The organism is Candidatus Melainabacteria bacterium (genome assembly GCA_003963305.1).
Lineage (GTDB): Bacteria > Cyanobacteriota > Vampirovibrionia > Obscuribacterales > Obscuribacteraceae > PALSA-1081.
In genome coordinates this window covers 132212-155079 of record RXJR01000022.1, presented here as the reverse complement: position 1 = coordinate 155079, position 22868 = coordinate 132212, and the positions used below count along the sequence as shown (strand labels likewise).

General features: G+C 50.2%; 21 protein-coding genes. 16 read left to right on the top strand and 5 right to left on the bottom strand.

Annotated features, from left to right (window positions below; translation table 11 throughout):
* Nucleotides 1–17: 17 nt before the first annotated feature.
* The 4 genes from EKK48_21530 to EKK48_21515 all read left to right on the top strand — a co-directional run bounded on the left by EKK48_21530 (nt 18) and on the right by EKK48_21515 (nt 3957).
* Nucleotides 18–503, top strand: coding sequence for an OmpH family outer membrane protein (locus tag EKK48_21530; GenBank protein RTL38491.1), 486 nt, complete (start codon nt 18–20; stop codon nt 501–503).
* Nucleotides 504–616: 113 nt separating this feature from the next.
* Nucleotides 617–1726 carry a UDP-3-O-(3-hydroxymyristoyl)glucosamine N-acyltransferase gene (gene lpxD / locus EKK48_21525; protein ID RTL38490.1) on the top strand — a complete coding sequence of 370 codons (1110 nt, stop codon included), beginning with the start codon at nt 617–619 and terminating at the stop codon, nt 1724–1726.
* Nucleotides 1727–2593 carry a hypothetical protein gene (locus EKK48_21520; protein RTL38489.1) on the top strand — a complete coding sequence of 289 codons (867 nt, stop codon included), beginning with the start codon at nt 1727–1729 and terminating at the stop codon, nt 2591–2593.
* Nucleotides 2594–2607: 14 nt separating this feature from the next.
* Nucleotides 2608–3957: a DUF3370 domain-containing protein gene (locus EKK48_21515; protein ID RTL38488.1), complete on the top strand. Its 1350-nt coding sequence runs from the start codon at nt 2608–2610 to the stop codon at nt 3955–3957.
* 6 nt (nt 3958–3963) lie between these two features.
* Here the strand turns inward: EKK48_21515 and EKK48_21510 are convergent, their stop codons facing one another.
* From EKK48_21510 to EKK48_21500, 3 genes are read right to left on the bottom strand one after another with little or no spacing between them, the layout of a single operon-like run.
* Nucleotides 3964–5352: a tetratricopeptide repeat protein gene (locus EKK48_21510; GenBank protein ID RTL38487.1), complete on the bottom strand. Its 1389-nt coding sequence runs from the start codon at nt 5350–5352 to the stop codon at nt 3964–3966.
* 3 nt (nt 5353–5355) lie between these two features.
* Complete coding sequence (locus tag EKK48_21505) at nt 5356–6357, bottom strand: ROK family protein (GenBank protein ID RTL38486.1); 1002 nt, start codon at nt 6355–6357, stop codon at nt 5356–5358.
* Nucleotides 6354–8429 (bottom strand): LPS-assembly protein LptD, encoded by a 2076-nt coding sequence (locus EKK48_21500; protein RTL38485.1) that lies wholly within the window; start codon nt 8427–8429, stop codon nt 6354–6356. The genes EKK48_21505 and EKK48_21500 overlap by 4 nt, the downstream gene beginning before the upstream one ends.
* A gap of 380 nt (nt 8430–8809) precedes the next feature.
* On the opposite strand from EKK48_21500, the gene EKK48_21495 reads away from it, so the two are divergent.
* The 3 genes from EKK48_21495 to EKK48_21485 are packed head-to-tail and all read left to right on the top strand — an operon-like array spanning nt 8810 to nt 11473.
* Entirely contained in the window at nt 8810–9964 is a 1155-nt protein-coding gene (locus EKK48_21495) for an iron-containing alcohol dehydrogenase (protein ID RTL38484.1), read from the top strand.
* Nucleotides 9964–10380: a hypothetical protein gene (locus EKK48_21490; GenBank protein ID RTL38483.1), complete on the top strand. Its 417-nt coding sequence runs from the start codon at nt 9964–9966 to the stop codon at nt 10378–10380. The genes EKK48_21495 and EKK48_21490 overlap by 1 nt, the downstream gene beginning before the upstream one ends.
* A gap of 46 nt (nt 10381–10426) precedes the next feature.
* Nucleotides 10427–11473: a hypothetical protein gene (locus tag EKK48_21485; GenBank protein RTL38482.1), complete on the top strand. Its 1047-nt coding sequence runs from the start codon at nt 10427–10429 to the stop codon at nt 11471–11473.
* Nucleotides 11474–12035: 562 nt separating this feature from the next.
* Here EKK48_21485 and yedF read toward each other — a convergent pair.
* Together yedF and selD are read right to left on the bottom strand one after the other, a co-directional pair.
* A complete protein-coding gene (gene yedF, locus EKK48_21480; GenBank protein ID RTL38481.1) occupies nt 12036–12704 on the bottom strand; it encodes a sulfurtransferase-like selenium metabolism protein YedF in 669 nt (222 codons plus the stop codon).
* Nucleotides 12694–13761, bottom strand: a complete 1068-nt coding sequence (gene selD / locus EKK48_21475) for a selenide, water dikinase SelD (GenBank protein RTL38480.1) — start codon at nt 13759–13761, stop codon at nt 12694–12696. Before selD ends, yedF begins: the two co-directional genes overlap by 11 nt.
* A gap of 375 nt (nt 13762–14136) precedes the next feature.
* Between selD and EKK48_21470 the strand changes: the two genes are divergently transcribed.
* From EKK48_21470 to gndA, 9 genes are all read left to right on the top strand, one after another.
* Nucleotides 14137–14343 carry a ribbon-helix-helix protein, CopG family gene (locus tag EKK48_21470; GenBank protein ID RTL38479.1) on the top strand — a complete coding sequence of 69 codons (207 nt, stop codon included), beginning with the start codon at nt 14137–14139 and terminating at the stop codon, nt 14341–14343.
* Between the two features lie 86 nt (nt 14344–14429).
* On the top strand, nt 14430–14792 hold the full coding sequence (locus EKK48_21465) for a hypothetical protein (protein RTL38478.1): 363 nt from the start codon (nt 14430–14432) through the stop codon (nt 14790–14792).
* Nucleotides 14793–14831: 39 nt separating this feature from the next.
* A complete protein-coding gene (locus EKK48_21460; protein ID RTL38477.1) occupies nt 14832–16469 on the top strand; it encodes a CPBP family intramembrane metalloprotease in 1638 nt (545 codons plus the stop codon).
* Nucleotides 16470–16622: 153 nt separating this feature from the next.
* The gene (locus EKK48_21455; GenBank protein ID RTL38476.1) at nt 16623–17147 is read left to right on the top strand and encodes a hypothetical protein; all 525 of its coding nucleotides are present in this window, start codon (nt 16623–16625) and stop codon (nt 17145–17147) included.
* Between the two features lie 146 nt (nt 17148–17293).
* Nucleotides 17294–17536, top strand: a complete 243-nt coding sequence (locus EKK48_21450; GenBank protein RTL38475.1) for a DUF2945 domain-containing protein — start codon at nt 17294–17296, stop codon at nt 17534–17536.
* Nucleotides 17537–17775: 239 nt separating this feature from the next.
* Nucleotides 17776–19359, top strand: a complete 1584-nt coding sequence (zwf, locus tag EKK48_21445) for a glucose-6-phosphate dehydrogenase (protein ID RTL38474.1) — start codon at nt 17776–17778, stop codon at nt 19357–19359.
* The gene (locus EKK48_21440; protein RTL38473.1) at nt 19356–20573 is read left to right on the top strand and encodes a hypothetical protein; all 1218 of its coding nucleotides are present in this window, start codon (nt 19356–19358) and stop codon (nt 20571–20573) included. The genes zwf and EKK48_21440 overlap by 4 nt, the downstream gene beginning before the upstream one ends.
* 10 nt (nt 20574–20583) lie before the next feature.
* Nucleotides 20584–21351, top strand: coding sequence for a 6-phosphogluconolactonase (pgl, locus tag EKK48_21435; GenBank protein RTL38472.1), 768 nt, complete (start codon nt 20584–20586; stop codon nt 21349–21351).
* A gap of 16 nt (nt 21352–21367) precedes the next feature.
* The gene (gene gndA / locus EKK48_21430) at nt 21368–22822 is read left to right on the top strand and encodes an NADP-dependent phosphogluconate dehydrogenase (protein ID RTL38471.1); all 1455 of its coding nucleotides are present in this window, start codon (nt 21368–21370) and stop codon (nt 22820–22822) included.
* Nucleotides 22823–22868: the final 46 nt, after the last annotated feature.

Below are 22868 nucleotides of genomic sequence, written 5' to 3'. Positions count from 1 at the left end.
CCGACTTGGAGAACAGGATGTTTTATTCGAATAAGAGCTTTTCATTGATCACCAGCTCTTTGATTGCACTTGGTTTTGCGACCCAAGCAATGGCAGGAACAATTGGCATTGTTGACAAAGATAAGGTTGTAACTAGCTATCCGAAGGCCCAGCAAGCTGCTGAACAGCTGAAAAAGGACGAGGAAAAAGTACACAAGCTGATTGAAAGCAGCAACAAAGAGTACGAAGCAGCGAAGTCGGCCCACAAACCACCAGCTGAACTCGAAGGACTGCAAAGAAGACTTCAAGGCTCAATCGACACTGAAGTAAAGCGCATTCAAAACACGGCTCAGACTCTTGAAAAAGAGTTGGAGAAAGAAATCGATGATGCAATCAAAGCAGAAGCAACTGCTGCAAAAGTCGACGCAGTGTTCATGAAGCAAGCTGTGCTTGTTGGTGGAACTGACCTCACCTCAGGTGTGGTAAAGCGTTTGGCTTCAAGCGGAACTGCAGCTAACAAGTAATTCTTCTGCTAGTGCAGACGAGCGAACAAAAATTTGGTGCCGGCAGCTATGTTTTATCGCTGCCGGCTCTGAAACGCAAAGATATTTTTTGCACAACGTGCTAAGGAGTTGCCATGAAGTTGCCCAGCGAGATGAGCGTTTCACAGATCGCACAGATGATCGGTGGAAAGGTTCAAGGTCCTGATGACGTCAAGATCTCCAGCTTCTCTCCTTCTCCGGCTAGTGCTACTTCTGGTGACATAGCTCTGATCTCGGACCTCAAGTTGCTGAAAAAACTGGGTGAATGCAAAGCATCGGCCTTGATTGTGCCTGCTGGTGCCGAGCTGAAATTGCCGCTGCCTTTAATTTTCGTGGAACGTCCAATGATTGCGGTGCAGAGAATTTTGACTGCACTGCAGCCAAAGTGGCATCGTCCGGCGGCAGGAGTACATCCATCCGCGGTCGTCGATGCCACGGCGGAACTGGCTGAAGGCGTGGCAGTCGGTCCGCTCGTTTATATTGGACCGAAATCCAAGATCGGTGCTCGCACGACCATTCTGGCCGGCACCACTATAGGTGGTGGCGTCAAAATTGGCGAAGACTGCCTTTTGCATCAAGGTTGCATGTTGGCTGATTTTGTCGAACTCGGTAACCGCGTAATTTTGCAACAGGGAGTCAGCCTGGGCGGCGATGGATTTGGTTACGTGACCGAGCGTCCATCCAACATGGAATTGCTCAGGGACGGCTTACCGGGCGCATCTGACGCACCCAACCCGCTTTTGAAAATTCCTCAGATTGGTACTGTCATCATCCATGATGATGTTGAGATCGGCTGTAACACGACCATCGACCGGGGCACTGTTGGTCCCACCGTTGTCGGTGCCGGATCAAAGATTGATAACCTGGTGCAGATCGCTCACAACGTTCAATTGGGGCGCGAGACGATTATTGTTGCTCAGGTTGGTATTGCCGGTTCTACCTCGGTCGCCGATAGGGCAATTATCGGCGGACACGCCGGCGTCAAAGATCATCTCAAAATCGGCAAAGATTCCATCGTCGAGGCCATGGCCGCAGTCATGAAAGATGTGCCTGATAACGAAGTTGTGGTTGGCATGCCGGCATCGAATGCGCGCACCTGGTTCACCGAGATCGCTCACGTCAAAAAATTGCCGAAGCTTAGCGATGAGTTCAAAGCGTTGAAAAAGAAAGTAGAAGAATTAGAGAAGCAGCTAGCTGCCAAATAATTGATGGAGGTCAAAATGCCCGTTTCGCCCGCGCCGGAAAACAAAGAAGCTACCTCGAAAGAGGCTGAGACTCTTGCCACTTTCAGCGGTCGTGGATTGACATCGAAACAGGCAATTCAGGTTGACATCAAAGCCGCTCCGTCAGGAAGTGGTATCACTTTTCATGTGCTGTCTACAAAGACAAACAGCTATGTAGAGATCAAGGCAACTGCAGACAACGTAGTGAACACTCTGCGAAATGTCGTACTCGGCAAAGACGGCACGCGTCTTTGCATTGTCGAGCATTTTCTTGCCGCCGCTACTTTATGGGGGGTAGAAGATCTTTCAGTTACGGTTGCAGGTCTGGAAATGCCTCTTGGCGATGGCAGCGCCGCTTTGTGGACTGATCTTTTCGAGAAAGCCGGAATCGAACGTAATACCCCACAGTCGACCGTCGATCTGAAAGAGCCAATCATTCTCACAATGGGAGACAGAACGCTGATGGCACTGCCAGACAGCAAATTTTCGGTGCATTACATGATGGACTGGAATCATCCCAAAATAGGCAAACGCTGGCAAAGTTGGGACGTCACTCAAAATCCTTCTGAAATTACCATGGCTAGAACTTTCGGCATGCTAAAGGATCACCAGATGTTGGGTCTGGAGAATGATGTTATCTCACTAACGGCTGACGGATTCACTATGCCGCTGCACTGGGACGACGAGCCTGTTCGTCACAAGCTGCTTGATCTGGTTGGTGATCTGGCTTTGTGCGGCATCAATCCTCTTAAAATCAAAGCAAAATTCATCAGTATCAAGGGCGGCCACGAAATCGACGTGGAGATGGCTAAGCGCCTTGCTGCGGTTTTACCTGCGCTCGCAAACTAGCTTGGCGAGGCTGCATGCGCCAATTCAAATCTCTATTTGCTGGGGCTGGATGCCTGTCTCTAGTGCTTTCACAGAACTACGTCAAAGCCTATGCAGATGCTGCCGGTGAACGCGTAACTGTCCCTCAGATTGTGCAGCCTCTGCCCGGTCAACTTGATTCAGTTCCTGTGTTCAACAGTAATAGCCCTGAAATTGTTCTTGCACCTGGTGTCCTGCTATCTACTTTCCCAGGCGAAGGCCGCGCACATCCGGAAGCACATTTGAATTTTCCCCTTCAGGGTCGCTTTGATGTCTTCTTTCATCACGTCACCAACGCCAATAAGACGAGCCCACGCACCCTGTATCTAGGTTTGCTGATCGGCAACCTTTCCGAGAAAAAATTGCACCTCAGATTGCTGAATGCATTAAGTTACGCTAGCAAACCGGATGCACCTTTTATTTCGCTTGAACCAGTGCTGGATAACAAACACGGAAAAGTGTATGCAGGTCCGGGCGATCGCGTCGGACTCGATCAGTTGCGCAATAAAAGGCAGTCGGGATGGCATCGGCATATTGTTTTGAAGCCGGGTGAAATGAAGGTGATCTACACGCTGCCGCTGAAGAATGGCAGGACAGGCGCCCTCAATTTGGACAGTGATGGACCTGTTTATCTGGCCAGTCTGGCTGCTTCAGCAAAGGAAAAATCATTTGGGCGGGAGAGCGAGCCTGATCTGGATGATTGGAAAACTGTACTTGATTTGCCCCTTGCGCAACCTCGAGATAAAACTCCGACTGTGCCTGGTGCAAAAGGCGCGCTGATTTTTGGTCGCGTCAGCGGCGTGCAGACGGGAAGCAGCTGGCAAGGATATCTGACAAATGATGCGGATAAGACTCACCTGGCTGTGAAACCAGGCGATGTCATATCTTTCCCCATCAGCACTGTTATTGGTGGCACTCACGGCACCAGGCAAGTGCAGGCTGCACCAATTATGGTGCGATATCCAGATACTGCCTACGCTGCGCATGGCAATTACGGTGTTCGCTATGATCTGACCGTGCCTCTCTACAATGGCAGTGATTCGAATATAATCGCCGGCATTGGACTGCAGACACCTTTGAAGGATTGGAATAAATCAGACAGCTTGCAGTTCTTTAAAGCGCCACCCGACAAGATCTTTTTTAGGGGCACGATCAAATTTGATTGGTTCGATGAGAATGCAAAACATCACAGGAAGCTTGTGCACATCGTGCAGAAACAGGGGCAGCAGGCTGGACCGCTGGTGGAGATACCGTTGCAGTCTGGCAAGCAGATTAATGTTCAGTGCAGTTTGATTTATCCTGCCGACTGCACCCCGCCGCAAGTCTTGACGGTTACGGCTGGCTAAATCTGCCTATTCGCTCTCTTGCAAAAGCTTTGCTCGTGCTCGATCCCTTTGTGCCGCCTCGAGGTGGTTGCATTTTTCCAGCGCTCTGGCTCGCAGGTTTAGTAAAGTCGGCGCTGCCGGGTCGAGCTCTATTGCTTTCGTGTACGCTGCTACAGCTTCTGTGTAGCGCCTGTCCTGGTAAAGTCCATCCCCCAGTGACATAAACGCTAGAGGGTCTTTGGGGGCGAGCTTCGCGAATGTCTGCAGATCTGCAATTGCTTTCTCTAAGGAGCCCATTTTGGTAAAGACAGCGGCTCGATGGTGATAAACAGTTTCATCGTCAGGTTCAGCGTTGACCAGGAAATCGTAATCACTGACAGCTTTTGCATAGTCACCGATGGCGGTGTATGCATCCGCACGTTCCATTCGAGCGGGCAGCTCGGTAGAGGGCGCAAGTTTGATTATCTGTGAATAGTTCTTTATTGCCTCGGGATAGTTTTTCGCGTACACGGACGCTCTTGCTTTTACGTAGTACGGGTCAAGGGCGTGCGGATCGATGTCGAGGGCTTTATCAGCATCTGCTCGGGCTTTTGCCAATTCGCCAAGTTGCAGATAATTGATCGCTCGGAGCCTTCTGCCTTCGAATGTGTCTGGATGCTCTTTGATGAATTGGGTTGAGACGTCCACAGCTTCCTGGTACATCCCCAATTTGGTGTATATGGTGGCGCGACGAAAATTGGGATTGAACATACCCGGGTTCTCTTTTTGATTCTTTTCGAAAAGAGCAAGTGCATCAGAAAACTTTCCGATGTGCTGAAGGTCAAGCGCTACATAATATTCGTGCGCTATGCGATTCAATTTTTGCTGCTCAGAAAAGTCCTTCTGGGCCAGGTCAAACTGTCCCAGCCGCGCATAGGCCTGGGCTCGATCTCGAAAAGCATAGCGGTTTGATGAATTGAGTTTGATAGCTTTTGATGCGTCGGCGATGGTGTTTTGAAACTTGCCGAGTTTATAGAAGGCATAGCCTCGATGCTGATAAGCACGGTCAGAATTTGGGTCATCCTTGATGGCAATGTTAAAGTCGCTAATAGCCTTGTTGAACTGATTTATTCGACAATAACAGATGCCCCGATTGACACGGGCTCGAACGTTTGTAGGACTGGCTGTCAGAACACTCGAGTAAACGGTGATGGTTTGCGTCCACTTGCACTGACGGAACAGCTTGCTCGCCTCATCCATTCGTTTTGATATTTCTGAGCCCCGCACTGCCTGTGGTGTGGCCGGCGCCGTGACAGGGTGCAGAAAAGTCGCATCTGCAAGCACTGCGTACACAAGCAGGGCCGACCCGAGAAGAGCGACATGATTCAATCTGTCAGCGCACTTGTTTGCGCCTCTAAGTGAACTGGTTGTGGGCATAGATCAGGCGGTTTGTCTGTTGATGTGCGTAAGCACTTCGTGGGCAGCCCCGATGATTCCTGCATAGATTCCCAGTTGAGAATGGTAGATTTTGACATTCTCTGCATACCGAGGCATACATCGATCAATCACCATTTCGCGCAATAGATCAAAATTTACCACACTGCTCAAGCCGCCGCTGATAATGAAGCAGTAAGGGTCCATCAGGTGCTCCAGGCTGGCGATTCCAACAGCGAGATGCTCGTGCCAGATTTGAATTCCCTTCTTCGCTATCAGGTCACCGTTGTCGGCCGCAGCAGTAATCATGCGCGTCGTCAGAAACTCGATGTGATTAGCCAGCTCGCTTTGAGCGCTTGTAATACCGGGCAGCAACTCTTTGGTTGTGGCGACCAGTCCGCGACCGGAGCCATATTCTTCCCAGCAGTCAAAAAGACCGCATGTGCAGAAGCGCTTGTTGCCGAGGTTTATGCGAATATGCCCACCTTCAGCTGCGGATAAGTTCGAGCCGCGAAAAACTGTTCCGTTGATGATTATTCCGGTACCGATACCGGTTCCGAGTGTCACGCCAATGACGCACTCTTTGTCTGCCATGCCCATGGCCAGGGCGTCACCATAAGCTGCTGCATTGGCGTCATTGTCGACGCGAACCGGCAGCATCGTGCGCGATTCAATCAAAGTTTTCAGCGGTGTGCCCGACCATCCCGGTAAGTTTCCGGTAGAACCGAGAATGTTTCCTGTTTCGGGGTCTACCACTCCTGCCGTGGCTATGCCTGCCCCGGCCAGGACGTGGTCTTTCTGAAAAGCTTGAATCAGCTCAACGATAGCGTTGACGATGTTTTCAGAGCCATGTGGAGTCGGTACCGTTCGAGGCTCAGAGACGACTTTGAAATCTTGTACGACTGCCGCACTGAGTTTGGTGCCACCAAGATCTATACCGAGAGCCGGCAACTTGTTTTTCAAGATCGAGTCAAGCGATTTGCTGCCCACGCCTTCCGTAGGGATCAATTGATATTACCCTGCTGACCCTGGTCCGGATTTCCTTTCAAGACCAGCTTGTTGTACTGGACGGGTTGACCGTAGAGCATGTCGAAACCGAATCGGTTCATGCCGCGCACCATGTCTCGGGAGAGAATGACCTTGAAGTCTTCAGGTCCGATAGCTGCCGTCAGCGTCTTGGCGTAAGCCATGTTGGCGTTGAAGTTCCAGCCCAACGTGCCGCCGACAGTGACGAACTTTGAGGCTTTGATGTCGCCTGATATGTAAGCCGAACGCGAACCCTGAATGAATTGGTCGAATACGAACGGTGAAGAGCCTCTTACGGCCGATTGTGTGTAACCGGTCTGCAATCGCACTTTGTTCAAGTGCATGTCGAGCACAGGACCAGCTTGACCCATCAGGCGAGCGTTGCCTGTCGAGTATGCGCTAGCACCGATGCCACCGTAGAAGTAAGACTTGACGCCGTATTTGTCGTCTCCGACTACGAACAAGTTGTGTGTTGTGGCGGTCAATTGTTCCGAGATACGCGCTGCTGTAGTCATTACGGTTTTGTTCTGAGCTGCGGTTCCGAACAGGTTGGCGTAGGCGCTTCCGGCCTGGTTAATCAATTGTGGGTTGTCTTGAGCTACGCCGGCGGCAGAGCGGAAGTTGACGTTCTGCATGAATGGGACTTTGTTGAACGTTTTGTTGTGATAGACCTCGGCGATAGCCCGAGCGCGGCGCATACCGTAGAGTCCATCGCTCAAGAAACGGTTGATACCAGCCTGGAATCGCAAGTTTCTGGTTATACCGAATTTGAGGTCACCAACCAGCATATTGCTGACTGAACCGTAGGCCAAGTGCGATGTTACTCTGTCGTTTGTGAATGAGACTTGCCCTGCCAGACCGATTTTGCCGTTGTTTGGATCAGTAGACGCACTCTGTCCCACTTGATTGCCGCCAAATTGAATCATTGGAGACCAGGAGAGAACGCCATCTTTGCCGATCCCGGTGTTGAACTTCGGACCTACGTTGATGCCGCCTGACTGCAAGTTGTTGCCGATATAAGGTGTAACCGGCAAGGTGACCCGTGTTTCACCGCCGGCAGTGGCGACCACTTTACCCATGGGAATGCTGAAGTTGTTGAACTGCAATCTGGCACCGAACATGGTGAGGTTGCCTTCATCTTTATACCGTTCATAGACCATTTTGTTGGCCTTGAATTTAAAATGCTGCTTGCCGCCAAGATAGGCATCAGGATGCTGTTGTTTACCGGCTACGTCATCGCGATAGCTGACCGGACCCCACATGGCGTTGCGCTGCATGTAGAACGCCTTTGGAGGCGTCATCGTTCCCTTGATGAAGGTAAGACCGTCTTTCGTTCCTTTGGCGTACCGAGCCACAACGGTCGAGCCTTGCACTTCCGTATCAGGTTTGGTGATCAGATATTCATCTGAAGTGACATTGAATTTGAAAGAGCTTCCTGTCGTCAGTTGCCCGTTGCGGGTTATGCGAACGTTCCCACGGGCGTCCATGGTCTGATCGTTTTGGTCGTACAGAATCATGTCGGCTTCGAGCTTGGAGTTCTGCCCTGCGATGATTGCAACGGCATTACCCGTGCCCAGGAATGTATTTTTCTCCTGGTCGTACTCCGTATCGTCAGCAACGATCTGAACTGTGCCTTTCAGAGTGGTATCGTCAGCAATGGCATCTGAAGTATCATCAGGCGAGGCTGTAGATGAGTTCGCCGAGCCCTGCATCGGTGCGGTAGCAGGTGCTTTGTCAGCTGCCGGTTTTTCTTTCGAGAGTTTTTGATCGCTTTCAGGGCTGGGTAAAAGTTCGTCGCTTTCAGTTATGTCGCCGGAAATCGATGGCACTGCTGCTGGTGCAGAGGAGGTGCCGGCCGCAGGCGCTGGTGAAGGAGGAGCAACCGGAGGTGCTTTAGGTACATCGAGTTTTGGCGTCATCGGCAGAAGCATGGTTCCTGTCGGACCCGCTGCTTGCGCGAGCGCTTGATAACTGCAGGTCGTCTGGAACGCCAGTACCAGACTCAGTGCCAGGTATAAGCCTTTCTTTGCCCCGTTCTCTGGCTTGAATGCCATTTAAATCCCCTTGAACTAGCCCGTTATGGGTTCGGTCTGTTTAGTCGCCTGGTAAGTGCCGTTGTATCACTTTTAAGAAACGCATCGGCGGGCGCTGAAATAGGTAACTGCCTTTGGATGTCAATATTCTGCCAATACTAGTGGAAACGCATCCGTATGGTCAAGGAAGTTTGCCCAATCTAGCATGTAAAAGCTAGTTTCAAATATGGTCTAACCAGCTTCTAACGCGATCCTTACTGGGATGCAAAGCCAATGAAGAATTTGTTATCTTCGTGATGTTCGTGTTCTAATTGATAAGAACGGTTCTGCAAAGCCCACTGGCTCGTTTTATGGCTATTTGAAGGCTATGCGACAGATATGGAAATTTCAACGAGACTGACATGAATCCTTTTGTATTTCATTCACCGACTAAAGTGACCTGTGGAGAAGGCTTGGCGAGTACCGCTTTTGAGGTTGCCAAGGAGCTAGGGGGAAGCAAGACATTTATTGTTAGTGATGCTGTCTTGGCGAAAACAGGAATTTTGAATCCGATTATCGATGCATTTGATAAGGACTCTTATTGTCTCTTCACAGACGTTCCTTCAGATTCTGATGTTGAGACAGTCGATAAGGCTGCTGAAGTAGCCCGACAATTCGGGGCAGACTCCTTTCTGGCGATCGGTGGCGGCTCAGTAATCGATACAGCTAAAGTCGTAAACATCTGTGTCTCTCTGGGTGGACCGCTTCTTGACTACCAGGGGCTAAATAACCTGACCGCTCCACTCTTGCCCATCGTGTGTATCCCGACCACAGCCGGCACTGGCTCTGAGGTCTCGATGGTGGCGATGGTGAAGAATCACAAGGAAGGCAAAAAACTGCTGTTCGGCAGCAGATTTCTTGCTCCCAATGCAGCTTTACTTGACCCGACTCTGCTTGTTTCGCTGCCCGCTCGTCTCACTGCAGCCACTGGGCTTGATGCCATCACTCACGCTATAGAGTCATTCTCGGCTGTTATAAGCAGCTCGCCTTTCACAGACGCGCTTTGCCTGGAAGCGTTGCGGATGCTTTTCGAATTCTTACCGCGTGCTACCGCTGATGGTGCGGATATAGAAGCGCGCTCCGGCACGCTGGTGGCCAGCGCGATGGCAGGCGTAGCCTTCACCAATTCGGGCGTCGGTATTGTGCACGCCCTGGCTCATGCCACCGGTGCGACATTCGGCACCCATCACGGTCTGGCCAACTCAATCTTGCTTCCCCATTGCATGACTTTCAACGTGGACACGGTTGCGAATCGATACGCATTGATAAGCAGGTATTTGAATTTTTCATCAAGTGCTAATGACAACGATGCGGCTTCCGCTTTGATCAAAGCTGTGTCTGATATCTCGGCTAGAGTCGGCTTGCCGGCACGTTTACGTGACACCGGGATTCCGGCTCTGAATGAGACACAACTAGAGGAGCTGGCCTTTCTGGCGGCAACAGATCCTGCAATAATGTTCAATCCGAAGGAAAGCTCGGCACAAGATATTATCGAGATATACGAGAGGGCTTATTAATGGCGGTTTACGCGACCACTGAAGAACTAAACGCAGTCATGCATGAACTATGGACAGCAGTCGCCAATGATCCGGCGATGGGTCCAAAGCTTCTGCAATCAAAAATGATTGCCCAGTTTCACTACAGAGAACCGGAAGGTCGCGTTACTGTCGATTGCAGCGATGGCACTCAAATGAAGATTTATTTGGGTGATTGTGCGGTTAAACCCATAGTAGAAATGTTCATGAAGTCAGATGTTGCGCATGAATTCTGGCTTGGCAAAATCGGCGTACCGGTGGCGATACTTACCGGCAAGATCGTATCGAAAGGTCCAGTCAATCAGGCTCTAGCCTTGTTGCCTGTAATCAAACCAGCCTTCGATCTCTATCCTGAAATCTACAACAAACACTGCTCGAAACAGGTCGCTGCCAAATAGAGTTTCATTTGTGCAGTTTGCTCTCGTCCAGTACTCCCTATAAACGTTGGAATCAACAAATAGCGTTATCATCACAATCGGCGAAATAGTCGTTGATTGGATTTCTCTGGATGTCGGCCGAAGCTTGAAAGATTCGACCGAGTTTCATCGCGCCCTTGGTGGAAATGCCACTAACGTGTCAGTGGCTGTCTCTCGGCTGGGCGGCTCAGCCAGACTGATCGCTAAGATCGGCACTGATGTTCACTCAGATCTTGTCCGGGATAAGTTGCTCGAAGAAAAAGTGGATCTGGATTTCTTGTATGTTGATTCCATGTTTCCGACTGCAAATTGCTATGGTATTCGCGATCAAGCAGACGAAGCCATTTACTACAACTGGCCCAAACCAAATGCTGCCATCATGCTTTGCGAAGATGATATTACCTACGATGCTTTTAACAAGGCATCTTTTATTCACGCAACTGGAATATCCCTGACCATTGAGCCACGCAAAACGGCTGTACTGAAGGCGCTTGAAATAGCCCACTCACTTAAGGTGCTTGTTTCATTTGACGCCAGTTTTCCAACAGACAGCAGCGAATCAATTCAAGACGCACGAAAAGCAATGCAACTTGCAGATATTATCAAGATCAATCTTGCCGAACTCGGCTTCTGGACAGGACTTTCGCGTGACACAGTTAATCAATATTTGACTGTTCTGGAATCAGTTGATTTTCAGCTCAGCGATCCGAATGTCTGCGAGCTGAAAAAGGCGATCGATACTTTTATTGGCGAACACTCGCCTGCCGCAGTCTTGCTTACGTTAGGAGCGCGCGGTTCAATGATCGTGACTGAAAGTTTCTCAGTGTTCAATTCACCAGTTAGTGTTGATACCGTTTGCTCGATTGGCGCGGGCGATGCCTATGTGGCCGCGGTTATGGTTGCTCTGACTGAGTGCCACGTTACCAGAGACAATATCTCGTCCCTTTCGCAGTCTGAGTGGCAGCAGGTCGGACGCTTTGCCAATGCCGTCGGCGCACTGGCTACAAGAAAAGTCAGTGCGGTTGAATCGCTGCCTACCCGAAACGAGATCGATTATCTGTTTCCTGAATGCTAGACCAATTTGCACAAGCACTTACTGTGCGTGTGTGAACAAGGTGGCTGGATGACTTAGCTGTGTGAGTTAGCTGAGTAAGTGACTCAGTCCGCTCGGAAAAGATCGCTCTCGAACAGGCGAAAGAATATGTAGATTGAAGCGACGGACCCCAGCACCAGTCCGACCGTCAGCCAGGTTGTAGCGCTGTGCAAAATGTCGTGCAGGGTTTCGACAAAGAAAAAGTGCATATTTCCTACCGCCAGGCTGGATTCCGCTGCCAGTGTAACAATAAGTTCTATTAAATGAAAGCCGAGTGAAAGCCGTGCACTCCAATAAACCTGGGGAAGTCACGTAGTAGTGCGGTGATAAATTACACTTAATCTGCACAGCCGGTTAGTCCCTGGTCACTTTCGTCTGCATCCCACGATGCTTGGGTGAGGCAACGAAGACGGCGAGATTACACTATCGGACGAATTCGACGAAAATGCCTGACGTATCCTGGAATAACAGACCACCAGGCACCAGTATCGGTATCAAGGCTTCAACGCCGGACCAAGAATCCATACTGCTTTCGTGGGCTGTCTCATGGACTGATCACTTTGTCTGCGGCAAACATGTATTCGCTGATAGCGAACATATTTGTGATCTGCTCGACTGGAATTTTTCCTTTCAGACCATAGAATTCGACGCACAGACCACAAGCCAGAACTTCACAACCTGCTTTTCTGAAATCTTCCAGCACCTTGAGAGCAGGTGACTCAGGAGCCATCAGGCGAACACCGGTATTAGCCATCAAAATTGCTCTTGGTCTCTGTCCCGATTCAAATAATGTCTGCAAAAACATATTCAAAAGAGTGGTGCTGAATTCCGGATCTCCATCACCAAACTTGTCCTTACCAAGGAATACAACGGTGCCCACCTCAGTTTTTCCGTTCCCCGCCTTCACGGCAGAAGCGTGAGAATGGGTCTCGCCTGGTGCAGGATCTGCTTTGGAAATCGTTTCGGCAGCAGCTTGTGCCTGATTGCGTTGCAATGTCACCACGAAATTGTCGTCTTTCGCCGTGCTCGCGAATTGCAATTTCAGAGAGCCTGCCAATCGTCGCAAATTGTTTACGTTGACTTCACCGTCGACTATTGCTTCGACCTTTTGAATCGAGGCATCATCAAGAAGCTTTTTGGTTCGAAGAACTGGTTCCGGGCAAATCAAGCCGCGCAAATCAACCGTCTTTTCTGTAATTTTGTCAACGCTCATTATTTCCCACCTCTACGAATCCACTTTTGCCCGTTTTGAAAATTCCTATGGATGACGCTTGTATATCTGATGCGATCAATTCCTTTACGAGTTGTTCCGATTTTTCAAATGGAATGGCCAAAAGTAGTCCACCTGATGTTTGTGGATCGAAAAGGAGATCAGTAATCGACAGTTCAACATCCTCTATATAGGTAGTGAATTGCTCATATGATTTTCTGTTGCCATACGCTCCGGCTGGCACGAAGCCCTGTTCGGCAAGTTCGAGCACTTCAGGCAAGAAAGGGATCTTGTCGGTCATGATGCGAGCTGATAACCCACTCGCCTTAGCCATCTCGTGCACATGACCGATCAAGCCGAAGCCGGTGACATCCGTGGCGGCATCAGGACTATATTTCAACGCTATCTCCAGAGACTTCTTATTGAGTGTAGTGAGACTTTTCAGGAGAAGGTCATCTGACTGTTTTGACATAATATTGGCTTTCATGCCCAGAAATGCAACGCCTGTGCCGATTGGCTTGCAAACTACGATCGCGTCGCCATCTTTTGCACCACCGTTGGTGAGCACCTGTGATGGATGGACAATGCCTGTCACCGACAGTCCGTATATCGGTTCGTGCGATTGAATCGAGTGTCCACCGGCAAGAATGGCTCCTGCAGCCTGCACCTGTGCAGCTCCGCCTCTGACTATATCTCGTACTACCTCAATTGGGAAATCGCAGGTAGGAAAGCACAGCACATTCAATGCCAGAAGAGGAGTGCCGCCCATCGCATAGACATCAGAAAGAGCATTTGTAGCTGCGATCATTCCATATAGGTAGGGGTCGTCTACTACAGGCGGGAAGAAATCGATTGTTTGAATGATCGCCAGTTCGTCTGAAAGCTTGTAGACAGCAGCATCTTCGAAATGCTCCATACCTGTCAATAAATTCGGAGAAGTGGTTAGCGGTAGGTTTGTGAGGATTTGCTGTAACTCTGCCGCTCCAATCTTTGCGGCACAACCGCCAGCTTTTACGTTCGCTGTCAATATTTTTGAAGCAGTTTGACGCTCATCAGTCATAAAATTTCGCTTGTTTGTGCTCTCTGCCTGTCCGCATCAGTAGTAGGTCTCAACGAAGTGCACTCGTAGGAGGAGTGGAATCTCGCGAACTAGTAGTCTAAAGGCTATCCAGTTGTTGTCTATTGGAAAACCGCATGATATCTAGCTTTCGACGCGCGGTGATTTTCGTCATTCCAAGAAACCTTTTAACTTACTTTAGAAGGAAACTTCTGAATATGGGCGTTTGAGCCCTTTAAAAACTAGTGGCATGAGTGTAAATTGTACCCATAGTAAATCGCCTTGCGGCCAGCATAGATGGTGTTCTTGCGAACGTCTATGCATCAATCTTCTTCGTAAACATTTATATTCTCCGCCTTGTAATTTGAAGGATCTCGCATGCCTAAGAAAGTACTCGTGGCCTTACCACCTGGTCTCCTTGAACAAATCGATATTGTCGCTCAAACGGAGCACCGTACTCGCTCTGACCTGGTCAGAGAAGCATTGAGACGCTACGTCGACACGTTTAAGCGCACTCAAGGCCCTCGCATGTCGATCAGCACTGTTGGACCTCAGAAAGTAGCTTTGTTGACAGAAGCTGAGTAATTCTCCCACTTAACTCGTTGACTTAATTCTCGAACGGCTCTACGATTGCGGCATATCGCGGCATTTGCAGCCTGTATGGAGTATTGATGGAAGCAGCGAGCCAGATGGCCTGGGTAAGTCACTTACAGTGGGGAAGAATCCTCCTGTTTGAGATTTCCTTCGTGGGTCTCGTGATTATGGGGCTGGGCTTTGTTAAGCTGCCTCGTTTCATGATGCGGCGCCAGCTGGTGAAAGGCTTTCCCTGGGGCTATTATCAAGATCAGCTGCCTAAGAGAGATGGCGGCTACTATCAAGAGAACGACACAGACTTCATGCACGATACAGGCACCGAGTTTGGCGGTCTGGAAGGGTTCGGCGACTACGGCGAGTTCAGCGGCTTCGGTGAACTGGGCGAATTCGGTAACACCTTCTTCGGCGGAGACGCCGGTGGCGGCGGCGGCATGGAGTAAATCCGGGTCGGCTGTCATGCAGCTATACTTAGGCTTTAGGTGCCTCAGCGGCAGATTGACGTCTGGGCATCGGAAGCTCAGGGAGCCGCGTTTCAATTGTCGAGTGTTAATCCAGTTTTCTTTTGGCTAGCCGGCTTCGTCGCGCTAATAGCGGCTGTTGTTCTGGTCAAAAACGAGAAGGTCAAGGACCGACTCAAAGACGCATTGCTTTTAACGGCGACGATATACGTCTGCCTGCACCTCTGGCATGCTTTAGACCCGAACAAGGCACAAAAGTCTTCCACTGCTCCAGTCATCGATTCTGACAAGGCGGAGCTGTCTCTCAAGATGGCTCAGGCTCTGGAGTCGACCTCGCAAGTGTTCTTGAGCCCCAAGCTTGTTGATAGGCGACACCCGAACGTCAGCTTGCCTGTGCCGGATGCCCCTCGAACTGCCGAAAAGCAGATAGAAATGCTGAAGCGAGAGGCACAACGAATTCTCGGAGATCTTGTTCAAAAGAACCCGCAGGCCGGCATATTGGAAAGCAAATATGCCATTGTCACGCACGAACTTGATGACCCTAATAGCATGTCCCTCGAGCGTTTGTCGCATATTGACACGACCAACGCGAAGCGGCTGCACCAGGCCTTGACCGTGCTGTACGTGACGCCCAAGCCTACGTCCGCGGAGGTGACCGAGGCGGAGACGATCTTCAAGGAAATCTTGCCGCGCGGTTGGTATCGAGACACGGCGCTGCTCGAGCTCTACAAGAAGGTTGGAAGAAAGGCTGACTACCAGGCTCTGCACAATCAAACCTCAGAGCAGGGGCTTGCTCTTGTGACAAGAATGGTTGTTGTTTTCTGTGTAATGGCACTTTCGTTTCTGGTTGGTTTGATAGTTATTCTGGTGCAGCTGTTTTTCCTGCCCAGGCACGTCACCAAAGAGGAAGACAGAGCCCTCATAGCGTCGCCCGTAGCTTTCGATCTAAAGACGATTTATGCGGTTTTCGTTGCCTGGATGTGTACTCAGGTTCTGTTGAGTTCGGTTCTACAATCAGGCATCAAGATTGGCGAACTGATGAATCACGGCACTCTGCTCGCCGCCCTGACCACAGCTGGTTTATATCTGGCAAGCAATGGTCCGGGCATTCTTTATATCTATTTGTTAGCTGCAAGACCCAATAAGCTCAGTCTTTTCGATACGGTGCGATTCAGAACGAAGATAGGAAAACTCGGTCCGGGAAGGCTCGTGTTGGCTGGGTGGTTGACCTGGTTTTCCGCAGTGCCCGTGGTTCTTATTTGTTATCTGCTGGCTATGAAGTTCATGAACTCGCAGGGTTCATCCAATCCGATCATTGCTCTAGTAATGGAAGCGGCACGGTCGGCTGATGTAGTTTCGATCCTGGTCTTTTATTTTACGCTCGGTGTGCTCGCACCAATTTGTGAGGAAACCCTTTTCAGGGGCTTTTTGTACACGAGCTTGCGGCGCTACCGTGGCGTGTTTCCGTGTCTCCTTCTCACAGCTCTGCTCTTTGCCGGAGTCCATATGGATGGTGGCGGTTTTCTGCCCCTTTTCGGTCTGGGACTGTTGTTTGGCTTTGTCGTTGAACGCACCAAATCCACACTGGCCAGCATGGTCGCGCATGGAATGTGGAACAGCGGCACTTTTACCCTTGTCTTGCTACTATTCGGCAGCTGAGCCAGTAGCGTATTCTACAGTTCATCCTGGGTGAATATTCCTTTAATGCAGCTTGTACGGCTGGTTTCAGGCATCTGAGCCGCCTTCGCGATCACAAGATTGTTGACAACGTGCCATACTAGATAATGCAGGCACGTGGCGAGGATCAACATCTTGGTAGCCACTTTCCCATCACTAGGCATGCGAGTCGTATCAGGACCTTACTTCAAGCGTAGAGGTCTGGTACCACTTTTAATTGGTCTGACGGTGGGCTGGATTTTCGTGTGCATCTGGGCTGCTGTGGCTGTTTTTTTATTTTCCAACAATTGGGCCTGGTCATTTGCTTTGTTCGCTTCCACCTTTGGTTTCGCCGGCTTTTTGTGTTCTCTTACATACCAGGTGTTTTGTGATGCATTCAAAACTTACACCTTCGAATTGACTGACGCCGAAGCGGTGCTGCTAATCTTCGATCGTTTGCGAAAGAAAAAACGAGTGCAAATGGTCTTGCTTGACGACGTCAAGTTCGCTGAATACTACCCCTATCTCGATGATTCCAGCGTCATTTTCCATGCGCCCTATGTCGATATGGAGGTGCCCTTGTGGCCGATGGGACTGCACGCGCAGGATATTCTCGACTTTCTGAAAGGGCGTGGTGTGCGTGTGATCAACGTCGCGAGCGATGAGAAATTTCCCGACTAGGGCACTTTCTTTGGTGGCAAAACGATACCAAAGGTGCTACCATCCAGTTGTGTAGTGTGAAGGTGTCTTTTCGGAACTGAACCCTGGCAGGTTCGTCTCTTTCATAAGAGTGGTTTCGCATAAGTGCGTTGGCGGAGGTGATGGTTATGTCTCAAGCTTTCAAAGTGGGCGATCGCGTCCAGTGGAATTCCGATGCGGGTTGCTCCACAGGAACGATTACAAGAAAAGTGACTACAGAGGTGAGTTTTAAGGGCTATGTACGGCACGCGTCTGAGAAAGACCCGCAGTACATAATCAAAAATGAGGTAAACAATCAAGAAGTAATGCAACGCGGCGTCACCTTGCGTCTTGCTCGCAAAAACAAAACGCTGACTGCGACTATGGCTTGATCTGAGATCCTGACGACAGGATGCGTTAACGCAATCAATTGAAACCGTTGCAAGTCTGATCGGAACTTTCCGATCAGACTTTTCGTTTGATTGTTGGGCTTATTCGGGCAAACGCCTCGGGCAAATTAATTCGTTCCGAAACGGCTTACAATCGCCCTCTTGTAAACGTCGGAAGGCACAAAACATAGTAGTCTTTGATATCCAAGACCCCCAGAGTCGATAGCATAAAGAGGTTTAACATGGTAACGACGGAAAGTGCGTTGGCTAAGAATCCACTGCTTGAGGGCATGCGCCTCGAAAAGCGCGCCAGTCCGTTCGCTATGGTGATTCTTGGCGCCCACGGTGATTTGACTAAACGCAAGCTGATTCCAGCGCTCTATGCACTCTATCTGGAAGATTTGCTGCCGAAAGATTTTGCCATCCTGGGCTCATCCAGAACCAAGATGACAGATGATGAGTTTCGCGCTGTCATGAAAGATTCGGTGCAGAAATATGCTTCGGATCTCAATTTTCAAGAAGCCTCATGGGGCGAATTTGCCAAAAGTTTGCATTACTCAGCCGCTGACGTGACTAAACCGGATGGATTCAACGTATTGTCGGGTCGGCTGCAGGAGCTGAAAGAAGAGCATGCCACTCAAGGCAATCATATCTTTTACCTTTCCACGGCGCCCAGCCTCTACACCCCGATCGTGAAAGGTCTGGCCAGCTCAGGATTGGCTACTAAAGCCAAGCGCGGTCAGGCGCCCTGGCCTCGCATTATTGTCGAGAAACCTTTCGGTCACGACTTGAAGTCTTCAATTGCTCTCGATGAAGAAATCCATGAGGTCTTCAGCGAGCACCAGGTTTATCGCATCGACCACTATCTCGGTAAAGAGACAGTGCAAAACATCATGGTGTTGCGTTTCGCCAACGGTATATTCGAGCCTTTGTGGAATCAGAAACACGTCGACCATGTTCAGATTACAAATGCTGAGACCCTGGGTGTGGAAGGACGCGGCTCATACTACGAGGAAGCTGGCAACCTGCGCGATATGGTGCAGAACCACCTTCTGCAGTTGGTTTCACTTGTAGGCATGGAACCACCGATTTCGCTTGATCCGGAAGCTACGCGTGACGAAAAAGCGAAGGTGCTCAAGTGCCTGCGCCCCATAGACCCCAGTGAAGTGGATGACTATGCGGTCCGCGGGCAATATGGACCAGGTTACATACTCGGTCAATCAGTGCCTGGTTATCGCGAAGAAGATGGTGTTTCCAACCAGTCGAACGTCGAGACTTTTACCGCCCTTAAATTGTTTATCGATAACTGGCGATGGGCTGGAGTGCCGTTTTACATTCGCTCCGGCAAGCGCCTGGCTAAATCCATAACGGAGATTGCCATCCACTTCAAAAGCCCGCCCCATCGTCTCTTCTCAGAGTCTATCGACACACTTACCGATGGCAAGACTGAAGGCTTGATGCCCAACGTTCTTGTACTCCAGATTCAGCCAGAGGAAGGTATCTCGCTGAAATTTGCCACCAAGCAACCGGGGCAAACCAATCAATTGCGTCACTTGAATATGGACTTCAAGTATGGCACCGCATTTGGTGTGCGAAGCGCTACTGCCTATGAGCGCTTGATTCACGACTGCTTGATGGGAGATCCGTCGCTGTTTTCTCGTACAGACCAGGTAGAAGTATGTTGGAACTTCATTAGCCCTGTGCTGGAAGCATGGTCTGACAAGAGCAGAAAGACCGACTTCCCTAACTATGCTGCCGGGTCATGGGGTCCAGCTGCCAGCGATGACCTGATCGCATCGACAGGACATGCCTGGAGGCGTCTATGACCCCGACAAAGCAAGTCAGTAAGGAGACCAGGGAAGGCACTGAAGCTTTTCTCTCGGGCAAGTTTGCTCAGGTCGACATCGCCAAGATCGAAAAGGAATTGCAGACCCTCTGGCAATCAGCCTCTGAGTCAGGTGAAGCGAATGGTTCTGTCACGAGAGCCTGCGCCATCAACCTGATTCTGTACAGCGAAGATGCCGATGCTGAAACAGTTGCCGGCGATGTCCTCGATGACATAACGACGCGTCATCCCTGCCGGGCGATTCTGGCCATATCGCGTCCATCAACAACTCCGTCACTCGAGGCCTGGGTTTCAGCACGCTGCCACATCAGCGATTCCAAATCAGGAAAACAGATCTGTTGTGAACAAATCACGGTGCGCAGCGAAGGCAACGGACCACATGAGCTGACCAGTGTGGTATTGCCCCTGGTTATCTCCGATTTGCCTGTTTTCCTATGGTGGCGCGCCAAGAAGGTCGATTTCGCCAGTGTCCGTCCATTCCTCAGCTATGTTGATGAATTGATCGTCGACTCTGCTAAAGACGAAGGCTCATGCAACTTCTTTTCAGACGTCATCCATATAATCGGTGCATACCTGGAAGAGAAGCATGGTGCTCAGATAGTCGTTTCAGACCTGAACTGGCGTCGCAGCCTTCTGTGGCGGGAGGCTCTGGCGCTGTCGTTTGACGAGCAACACGGTCATCTTTCAGTTGCTGCTCTGGGCGACGTCAAAACTGTTGAGATTACCTATGCAGGCGGCAAATCTGTTTGTAGCGGGCATTTGAATCAGACACTACTGTTTATCGGCTGGCTGGCAAACAGGCTTGGCTGGCAATTCAAGAGTGCCACTAATTCGCTTGTCAAGTTCGCTAACGCCGAGAAACCAGTTGAAGTAAAGATCGAAACGGCAGAAGCTGACGAAAGCAACGTCGGCAATATCTGCTCGCTCAAAGTGTCATTTAACGATAGCGCTTTGCCCAATATTGTTTTGCAACAGACATCTGGTGCGCCAGGTGTTCAGATGCTTGCTACCAGATCTGGTGAATCGTCTGTACCGTCAGGTTCGGACGAAGATGTTCGATTTAGAGTCAATCAGGCCACCGAAGCCAGACTGATAGACCTGGAACTGGAAGCCATCGATCGCGATCCGATTCTCGAGAGCGCATATCGCATGGCCGCCACGATTGCCGATCAGATCGGACCGAAAGCTAAGTGAGGAGCTTTAGATGTTGAATTCAAGCAGAGTATTAGGAAAGCTCGAAGTATCTGAGAATTCAGCCGAGCTGGTTGAACATATTGCTAAGACTTTCTCTGAGCTTGCTGCTCAAGCGATTAAAGAGAACGGACGATTCATAGTTTCCGTCTCTGGCGGTTCAACGCCAAAGGCACTCTATAAGCGGCTTTCCGAGCCTCCTTACATTGGTGGCATACAGTGGGCGGATGTAATTTTCTTTCTTGGCGATGAGCGCTGTGTTCCACACGATCATCCGGACAGCAATTTCAAAATGATCGACGAAGCGCTTCTGTCTAAAATAGCCATTCCAGAGTCGAATGTGTTCAGGACAGTGGGTCAGTCTGAAGACCCCGAAATTTCTGCACTGAGCTATGAAGAGGACTTGCGGAGAGTCTTTCGAGTGCCCGAAGGCGATGTGCCGCGGTTCGACTTGATTCTGCTTGGTCTGGGTCCTGATGGACACACGGCATCTTTGTTTCCAGATTCAAAGGCGCTGCAAATTTGTGACAGGCTCTATGTCGATAACTATGTCGAAAAATTCAACAGCACTCGCATCACGATGACTTATCCCGTCATCAATGAAGGACAGGTCGTAATCTTCCTTGTCGAGGGAGATGGAAAGGCGCAAATTTTGAAGGAAGTGTTGGAGCAGCCCGACAAACAATATCCATCTCAGTTGGTAGCACCGCGCTCCGGCAATTTGTTTTGGTATGTCGATCGCGCTGCGGTCAGATTGCTCACCACACAGTTGGAACGCTAAGGAAGGGAGGTTCTAAATGGCTGATAAGGCGAAGATCGGGTTGATTGGACTGGGAGTCATGGGTGAAAACCTTGCTCTCAACATCGAACGCAATGGTTTTCCGATCTCAATCTATAATCGCACCGTCGAGAAGGTCGACGAGTTTGTCAACGATCGAGGCAAAGGCAAGAAGGTCTTTGGCTATCACGACGATAAGAGTTTTGTAGAGTCGCTCGAACGACCACGCAAAATTATTTTGCTTGTCAAAGCCGGCGCACCGGTCGATCAGACGGTCGAGAAGTTGCTGCCATATCTGGAAAAGGATGACATCATCATCGATGGTGGCAATTCTCACTTTACCGATACGATTCGCCGAGAAAAGGAACTGGCTGCAAAAGGAATTCGTTTCATTGGCTCAGGCGTCTCGGGCGGCGAAGAAGGCGCCCTGTGGGGACCTTCGTTGATGCCAGGCGGCGATGAAAAAGCCTACAACGAGATTAAGCCTATCTGGGAAGCGATTGCTGCTAAGTCTTCAGACGGTCCCTGTGTGACTTATTTAGGACCAAACGGAGCCGGGCACTTCGTCAAGATGGTCCATAATGGTATCGAATATGGTGACATGCAGCTGATTGCCGAGATCTACGATGTGATGAGACGCGGTCTCGGACTCAAGGCAGATCAGATCAGCGATGTCTTTGAGGAGTGGAACAAGGGCATTCTCGACTCATTCTTGATTGAAATTACTGCCAAAATTTTGTCGGTAACAGACCCCGAGACAGGCAAGTTCCTGGTCGATCTGATTGTTGATAAAGCTGGTCAAAAAGGTACAGGTAAGTGGACAGGCGAGATTGCGCTCGATCTGGGCATCGCTATTCCGACAATCGATGCAGCATTGACCGGCCGCCTGCTTTCCGCCCTGAAAGATGAGCGCATGGTAGCTTCCAAAAAACTGTCGGGTCCGAGTGACGCGTCAATTAGTTCAGCTGATTCAAAGAAAGTGCTGGCTGCTTTGCACGATGCTCTCTACGCCAGCAAAGTGTGCAGTTACGCTCAGGGTATGGCTTTGATCCGGGCCGGCTCAAACGAGTACAAGTGGAACGTCGATCTTTCTGAATGTGCTCGCATCTGGGAAGGCGGCTGCATTATCAGGGCGAAGCTTCTGCAGACAATCAAACAGGCGTTCAAGCGACAGGGTGACGTGAACAACCTGCTTGTCGATCCTGAATTCAGCTCCTGGATAGTCGAGCATCAGGCCAACTGGCGTTACGCGATTACGACCGCGGTCAATGCAGGCATTCCTGTTCCGGCTCTCAGTGCCAGTCTGGCTTACTTCGACAGCTACCGCTGTGCGAATTTGCCGCAAAACTTAACACAAGCTCAGCGCGACTTCTTCGGTGCTCATACCTATGAACGCATCGATAAGCCGGGGGCGGGCTTTGTTCATACCGACTGGCCTTCCTTGATCAAAGAGAAAACCGGCAAACCTTCATAAGACTTCCTCATCAATTTGCAGGATTCTTATCTCGACACGCCCCAAA